We start from the raw sequence: 7623 nt of genomic DNA, 5'->3' as shown, positions 1-7623 counted from the left end.
TGATGCGCGCCATGCGCGATGTGGCGGGCGTCTACGACGTGGCCCGGCCCCAGCACCAGGCGGCCGCCCAGTAGCCACCGGCGGGCCGGGCGGCTCGGCGGACCGTCGGGCCGCCCGTTCGGGTGGGACGGCTGCGAGTCGGCGGCGCCGCCGGGGAGCGCGCTGGTAGCGGTGGTCCATGCCGCTCACCCCACGCCTCAGGGCCCGCCGTACCAAGGCGGCGCTGCTCACCTCCGCCGTCTCCCTCTGCCTGATCGCCGCGAGCGCCCCCTCGCCCGCCGTCCCGCTCGGCGTCGGCGACCGCCTCTTCCCGCACCTGGGCAACCCCGGCTACGACGTGCAGTCGTACGACCTCGCCTTCACCTACCCCGGCGACAACCGCAAGCCCCTGACGGCCGTCACCACCATCGACGCCCGCACGACCTCCTCCCTGGACCTGGTCAACCTCGACTTCACCCATGGCAAGGTCCGCTCCGTCGAGGTCGACGGGACGCCCGCCGCCTTCGCCACCGCGGGCGAGGACCTGGTGATCACCCCCCGGCAGCCGCTGCCCGCCGGCAGCCGGACCCGCATCACCGTGCGGCACACCAGTGACCCCGTGTACACGGGGGACGAGGAGGGCGGCTGGGTGCGGACCACCGACGGGCTCGCCATGGCCAACCAGGCCGACGCCGCCCACATGGTGTTCCCCTGCAACGACCACCCCTCCGACAAGGCCCTGTTCACCGTCCGCGTCACCGTGCCCGACGGCTACACGGCCGTCTCCAACGGTCTGGACGCCGGCACGCGTCGCGGCCCCGGCACCACCACATGGACGTACCGCACCGAGCACCCCATGGCCACCGAACTGGCCCAGGTGTCCATCGGCCGCTCCGCCGTCGTGCGCCGCTCCGGACCGGACGGTCTGCCCCTCCGTGACGTGGTCCCCGCCAAGGACCGCGAGCGGCTCGAACCGTGGCTGGTGAAGACCCCGGCCCAGATCGCGTGGATGGAGCGCAAGGTCGGCCGCTACCCGTTCGAGACGTACGGGGTGCTCATCGCCGAGGCGCAGACCGGGTTCGAGCTGGAGACACAGACCCTCTCCCTCTTCGAGAGGGAGCTGTTCGTCCGCCCCGAGTACCCGAAGTGGTACATCGAGTCGATCATGGTGCACGAGCTGGCCCACCAGTGGTTCGGCAACAGCGTCAGCCCGCGCACCTGGTCCGACCTGTGGCTCAACGAGGGGCACGCCACCTGGTACGAGGCCCTCTACGCCGAAGAGACGGCCGGCCGGCCCATGGAAGCCCGTATGAAGGCCGCCTACAGCGCCTCCGACCGCTGGCGGGCCGCAGGGGGGCCGCCGGCGGCCCCCAAGGTGCCCAACGCCGACCACAAGATCGGCATCTTCCGGCCGAACGTCTACGACGGTGCCGCGCTCGCCCTGTACGCCCTGCGCGAGGAGATCGGCCGCCCCGCCTTCGAACGGCTCCAGCGCGCCTGGGTCGCCGTCCACCGCGACGGCGTCGCCTCCACCGCCGACTTCCAGCGGCTCGCGACCCGGATCGCCGGACGCGACCTGGACGCCTTCTTCCAGGGTTGGCTCCACGGCGAGCGGACCCCTCCCATGCCGGGGCACCCGGACTGGAAGGTGGCCCCCGCCGAGGCTTCGGCGAAGTGGAAGACGGGAAAATAACCCGCGTGACGAGACGAGGCGTGCCGTGCGACCATCTTCGAGTCGGCGGCGCGGCCCACTCCCGGTCAGCCGTGGACCGGCCCCCAGGGGCTTGTCCCGGGTCGGCCGAGTCCGCATCCGGGAATCTCCGGGCAGGCCCGGGCGTTGTCGCCATGGACGGATCGAGATCCGTCACCCCTTCGGTACCCCCATCGACGTAAGGATCCAATGACCTCCTCTTCATCCCCTTCCCAGGCCGCACAGCGCGCCTTCGCGCAGAACAACCCCGAGGGTCTTCGGGCCGATGCCCTGATGGAAGAGGACGTCGCCTGGAGCTTCGAGATCGACGGCGAGCGGGACGGCGACCAGTTCGACCGCTCCGAGCGCGCGGCCCTGCGCCGCGTCGCGGGCCTCTCCACCGAACTCGAGGACGTCACCGAGGTCGAGTACCGCCAGCTCCGCCTGGAGCGGGTCGTGCTCGTCGGTGTCTGGACCACGGGAACCTCACAGGACGCGGAGAACTCCCTGGCCGAGCTGGCCGCCCTCGCGGAGACGGCCGGCGCGCTCGTGCTCGACGGTGTGATCCAGCGCCGCGACAAGCCGGACGCGGCCACCTACATCGGTTCCGGCAAGGCCGGCGAGCTGCGGGACATCGTCCTCGAATCGGGCGCCGACACCGTCATCTGCGACGGTGAGCTGAGCCCGGGGCAGCTCATCCACCTCGAAGACGTCGTCAAGGTCAAGGTCATCGACCGTACGGCCCTGATCCTCGACATCTTCGCCCAGCACGCCAAGTCCCGAGAGGGCAAGGCCCAGGTCGCACTCGCGCAGATGCAGTACATGCTGCCGCGACTGCGCGGCTGGGGTCAGTCGCTGTCCCGGCAGATGGGCGGCGGCAAGGGCGGCGGCCTCGCCACCCGTGGTCCCGGTGAGACCAAGATCGAGACGGACCGGCGGCGGATCCGCGAGAAGATGGCGAAGATGCGCCGGGAGATCGCGGAGATGAAGACGGGCCGCGAGATCAAGCGCCAGGAGCGCAGGCGGAACAAGGTTCCGTCGGTCGCCATCGCCGGCTACACCAACGCAGGCAAGTCCTCGCTGCTCAACCGCCTCACCGGCGCGGGCGTCCTGGTGGAGAACGCCCTGTTCGCGACCCTCGACCCGACCGTGCGCCGGGCCGAGACCCCGAGCGGGCGGCTGTACACGCTGGCGGACACCGTCGGTTTCGTACGGCATCTGCCGCACCACCTCGTCGAGGCGTTCCGCTCCACGATGGAGGAGGTCGGCGACTCCGACCTGATCCTCCATGTGGTCGACGGTTCGCACCCGGCGCCGGAGGAGCAGCTGGCCGCCGTACGCGAGGTCATCCGTGACGTGGGCGCGACGAACGTCCCCGAGATCGTGGTGATCAACAAGGCGGACGCGGCCGACCCGCTGACGCTGCAGCGCCTGCTGCGGATCGAGAAGCGCTCCATCGCGGTCTCGGCCCGCTCCGGCCAGGGCATCGAGGAACTGCTTGCCCTGATCGACGACGAACTGCCTCGCCCGTCGGTCGAGATCGAGGCGCTCGTGCCGTACACGCACGGCAAGCTCGTCGCCCGCGCCCACACCGAGGGCGAAGTGATCTCCGAGGAGCACACCCCGGAGGGCACCCTGCTCAAGGCCCGGGTGCACGAGGAACTGGCGGCGGACCTGGCACCGTACGTGCCGGCGCCGACGGCCTGACCCGTCACGTGAAGGAAGGCCCGCCCCTCGGCCGAGGGGCGGGCCTTCGACGATGGTTCACCGGAGCCTGCGGACCTCGCTCACTGATCGCCGTACGCCGTGCTCAGGTCGTCGTACAGCGCCTTGGCGCCCTTGCCCAGTCGGGGTCCGGCCAGCCAGGTGTTGTCGGCCGGGCCGATCGACGTGTTCGAGACGAGCCGGGGCGCGCCGTCGACCATCCGGAACCAGCCGCCCCCCGACGAACCGCCCGTCATCGTGCAGCCGATGCGGTACATCGTCGGCAGCGACGCGTCGAGGGAGAGCCGCCCGGGCCTGTCGATGCAGCGGAACATGGTCAGGCCGTTGTACGGCGGTGCCGCCGGATATCCCCAGGCGCCGAGCGAGTCGATCCCGGACGCGGCGGGCGCCGAGAAGTCCACGTCCAGGGCCGAACCGACGGTCTCCTCCAGCGACTTGGAGCCCGCCTCCGGCTTCACATGCAGGACCGCGTAGTCGTACGTCGCGCCGGCGCCGCCCTCCTGGGAGCCGCCCGCGATCCACTCGTCCGAGGTCGCGGCCCAGTCCGCCCACCACTGGCCGAACGGCGCGACCTCCTCCGCGGGGGCGCCCGCCGCCAGCTCCTCCCCGGACCTGCCGAAGTCGTTGTAGGCCGGGACGAAGACGATGTTGCGGTACCAGCCGCCGCCGCTGCCCGCGTGCACACAGTGGCCGGCGGTCCACACCAGGTTGGACCTCCCCGGACGGTTCTCGTCCGAGACGACCGTGCCCGAACAGACCATCGCGCCCTCGGGCGAGTCGAAGAAGATCTTGCCGACGGGACCGGCGTTCACGTGGTACGGCGTCTTCTCGGGCGTCGCCTCGACCGGCGCCGGAGGCGGGTCACTGACGCCCTCGTCGACGGAGGCGTCCTGCGAGGAGACCGTCTTCGCCGGGTCCCCGGCCTCGCGCATCCGCTCCGCGTCCCACAGGTCCTCGATCACCGGGTTGAAGAACTCCTCGGCCTCGCCGAGCCACTGTTCCTCGTCCCAGTCCTTCCAGCCGCCGTCCTCCCAGTCGCCGACGTCGACGCCATGCTCCTCGAGCCTGTCGGCGATGACGTCGGGAACACCGTCGCCGTCCCTGTCGGCGGTGCGGGACGCGGCGACGTCGGGTTTGTCGCTCGTGCCCCGGTCGGGCGAGCCACAGGCGGTCGCCGTCAACGCGAGCACCGCGATCAGTACGGTGGCGGAGAGCAGGGGCTGCCGCCGATATGAGAAGCGCATGGTTCTCGACCCCCGTCGGAACTGCTCCTTGTGTCACGCCCACTATGCGGGGGCGCTGGGGGACGCACGCAGGGCGCGCGGCCGATATTTCCGCGCGCCTCCTGCACAGCACGTCGGCGGCCGCCTTCCGACAGCCGCCGAACCGTCGCACACGGTCGTCACCGCGTGCCCGACCTCACCGCTGGGCGAACTTCTCGCTCACCGCGTCGTAGATGCCCTGAGCCTCCTCGCCCAGCCGAGGGCCGGCCAGCCAGCCCGCGCTCACCGGGCCGATGGAGGTGTTGGACACGAGCGCCGGCTTGCCGTCGGAGCCGGTCGCCACCCAGCCGCCGCCCGACGAACCGCCGGTCATGGTGCAGCCGATGCGGTACATCGTCGGGTCGGACTCGACGAGCGAGAGCCGCCCCGGCTTGTCCGTGCACTGGTACATCGCCTCGCCGTCGTACGGGGCGCCCGCCGGGTAGCCCGTCGCGGTGATGCTGTCCACCTGCGGCACGGCCGGCGCGTCGAAGTCCACCGGCAGCGCCGAACCGACCGTCTCCTCCAGGGACTTGCCGCCGTTGCCCTCCTCCGGCGTCACATGGATGACCGCGAAGTCGTACGGCGCTCCGTCGCCGCCCTTCTGGCCGCCCTGCTCGATCCACTGGTCCGAGGTCTGCGCCCAGTCACCCCACCACATGCCGTACGGGGCGACCTGGTCCTTGGTGGCCGTCCGCATCTGTGCCGCCGACAGACCGCTGTCGTTGTAGGAGGGGACGAAGGCGATGTTGCGGTACCAGCCGCCCGACTTGCCGGCGTGCACACAGTGCCCGGCCGTCCACACGAGGTTGGACTTGCCCGGATTGGCCGGGTCCTTCACCACCGTCGCCGAGCAGACCATCGTGCCCTCGGGCGCGTCGAAGAAGACCTTGCCCGCCGCCGGCGCGTTCGCGTGGTACTTCGTCGACACCGCCTCCGCCTGGACGGCCTGCGGGGTCGGGTCGGTGACGCCCTGGTCGCCGGTGAGGTCGCTCTCGTCGACCTCCTTCTCCGGATCCTCGGCGTCCCTCATCCGGTCCGGGTCCCACAGGTCCTCGATGATCGGGTTGACGTAGTCCTCGGCCTCGCGCAGCCAGTCGTCCTTGTCCCAGTTCTTCCAGGCCCCGCCCCGCCACTTGTCGAGGTCGATCCCGTGCTCCTTGAGCTTCTCCTTGAGATTGTCCGGGATCCGTATCTTGCCGTCGCCGCCGTTGTCCTGTGCGGACGACGACGCCTCGGCGTTCGCCGTGGTGTCCCCCGAGCCGCAGGCGGTGGCGGTGAGCGACAGGGCCGTGGCGAGACCGACCGATGCCAGGACGGGGGAGGTTCTGCGGCGCGCGCTCCTTCCACGACGAGCGGCGAAGAGCGGGCGTATGGGTCGCATGGTCTGAACTCCCCTGGGGCGTTGAAGAACTCTGTGCTGCCGAGGCGGTGCGCGTACGGCCCTGCCGTACGCCCGCCGTCTCTTCGTACGGCTCCGGCACGACTCGCGCTCGGTCCCGTACGTCTGCTTCGTCGTACGTGATCGCCGTACGCGCGGCTTGGTACGGACGGCTCGGTACGGATCCGCCGAGCCGGGCGTCCCTCCGGAACGGCACCACACACTATGCGGTCCCTGTGGGGGACATCCGATGGAACGGCAACGGTTCCGTCACGGCAAGGATCTTCGCCTCACCCGCTTCCGAGTGCGTGCCGCGTCGTTGGTACGGGCGGGGACCCGCCGGTGCTCGGTGACCCCTGCCAACTCGCCTCTGAGCAGCGGGAGGAAGTGTAGTCGTGGCGGTGACCGAGTCTGCGGTGGCACCTGTGGGGAGCGAGTCCGAAGGGGCGCGCGCGGGACACGAGGACGAACGGGCGCCCGCGCGGCGGGAGTACGAGGGGGCGCCCTCGGCGCACGAGGGGATCCTGCGGCGGCAGGCGGCGCGCGAGTCGGCGGCGCGTACCTATGCGCGTGCTCTGCCGATCGTGCCGGTGCGGGCCCGAGGGCTCACCATCGAGGGCGCGGACGGCCGCCGCTATCTCGACTGCCTGTCCGGCGCCGGCACCCTCGCCCTCGGGCACAACCATCCCGTCGTCCTCGAAGCGATCCGCAAGGTCCTCGACTCGGGCGCCCCGCTGCACGTCCTCGATCTGGCCACCCCCGTCAAGGACGCCTTCACCACCGAACTGTTCCGCACCCTCCCTCCCGGCCTCGCGGACCGCGCCCGCGTTCAGTTCTGCGGGCCCGCCGGTACGGACGCGGTGGAGGCCGCCTTCAAACTGGTGCGAGCGGCGACCGGCCGCACCGGGATGCTCGCCTTCACCGGCGCCTACCACGGAATGACCGCCGGGGCGCTCGAAGCGTCCGGGGGCGCCGGTGACGTACGGGTCGCCCGCCTGCCGTATCCCCAGGACTACCGCTGCCCGTTCGGCATCGGCGGCGAACGCGGCGCCGAACTCGCCGCCCGGTGGACCGAGTCCGTCCTCGACGACGTCAAGTCCGGTGTCCCGTCGCCCGCCGGGATGATCCTCGAACCCGTCCAGGGCGAGGGCGGCGTCATCCCGGCGCCGGACACATGGCTGCGACGGATGCGCGAGATCACGGCCGCGCGGTCCATCCCGCTGATCGCCGACGAGGTCCAGACGGGTGTGGGGCGCACGGGGCGCTTCTGGGCGGTCGAACACAGCGGGGTCGTCCCCGACGTCATGGTCCTCTCCAAGGCCATCGGCGGCAGCCTTCCCCTCGCCGTCGTGGTCTACCGCGACGACCTCGACGTGTGGCAGCCCGGCGCCCACGCGGGCACCTTCCGCGGCAACCAGCTCGCCATGGCCGCCGGAACCGCCACCCTCGCCTACGTCCGCCAGAACGGTCTCGCCGAGCGCGCCGCGACTCTGGGCGCCCGGATGCTCGCCCACCTCCACCGCCTCACCGAGGAGTTCGCGTGTGTCGGTGACGTACGGGGGCGGGGGCTGATGATCGGCATCGAG

The 7623-nt window shown here is 71.4% G+C and carries 5 protein-coding genes; 3 read left to right on the top strand and 2 right to left on the bottom strand.

Going from position 1 to position 7623, the window contains the following annotated elements:
* The first annotated feature begins 178 nt into the window (after positions 1 to 178).
* Positions 179 to 1672 (top strand): M1 family metallopeptidase, encoded by a 1494-nt coding sequence (locus AOK15_RS13795; RefSeq protein WP_055516364.1) that lies wholly within the window; start codon positions 179 to 181, stop codon positions 1670 to 1672.
* A gap of 207 nt (positions 1673 to 1879) precedes the next feature.
* Positions 1880 to 3376: a GTPase HflX gene (gene hflX / locus AOK15_RS13790; protein ID WP_055516362.1), complete on the top strand. Its 1497-nt coding sequence runs from the start codon at positions 1880 to 1882 to the stop codon at positions 3374 to 3376.
* Positions 3377 to 3456: 80 nt separating this feature from the next.
* Here hflX and AOK15_RS13785 read toward each other — a convergent pair whose 3' ends face one another.
* Both AOK15_RS13785 and AOK15_RS13780 read right to left on the bottom strand, forming a co-directional pair.
* On the bottom strand, positions 3457 to 4638 hold the full coding sequence (locus AOK15_RS13785) for a trypsin-like serine peptidase (RefSeq protein WP_055516360.1): 1182 nt from the start codon (positions 4636 to 4638) through the stop codon (positions 3457 to 3459).
* A 175-nt stretch (positions 4639 to 4813) separates the two neighbouring features.
* Positions 4814 to 6040 carry a trypsin-like serine peptidase gene (locus AOK15_RS13780; protein ID WP_205632126.1) on the bottom strand — a complete coding sequence of 409 codons (1227 nt, stop codon included), beginning with the start codon at positions 6038 to 6040 and terminating at the stop codon, positions 4814 to 4816.
* Between the two features lie 392 nt (positions 6041 to 6432).
* Here AOK15_RS13780 and AOK15_RS13775 point away from each other — a divergent pair.
* Positions 6433 to 7623 (top strand): diaminobutyrate--2-oxoglutarate transaminase family protein (locus AOK15_RS13775; RefSeq protein WP_055516358.1); only part of this gene is annotated, 1191 nt, incomplete at its 3' end.

The organism is Streptomyces ossamyceticus, assembly GCF_001418475.1.
Classification (GTDB): Bacteria; Actinomycetota; Actinomycetes; order Streptomycetales; family Streptomycetaceae; genus Streptomyces; species Streptomyces ossamyceticus.
This window is presented reverse-complemented; position numbering and strand designations above follow the sequence as displayed.

Excerpts from the sequence above, each read along its gene's own strand:
- AOK15_RS13795 (WP_055516364.1), top strand. The coding sequence starts at position 179 with ATGCCGCTCACCCCACGCCTCAGGGCCCGCCGTACCAAGGCGGCGCTG.
- hflX (WP_055516362.1), top strand. The coding sequence starts at position 1,880 with ATGACCTCCTCTTCATCCCCTTCCCAGGCCGCACAGCGCGCCTTCGCG.
- AOK15_RS13785 (WP_055516360.1), bottom strand. The coding sequence starts at position 4,638 with ATGCGCTTCTCATATCGGCGGCAGCCCCTGCTCTCCGCCACCGTACTG.
- AOK15_RS13780 (WP_205632126.1), bottom strand. The coding sequence starts at position 6,040 with ATGCGACCCATACGCCCGCTCTTCGCCGCTCGTCGTGGAAGGAGCGCG.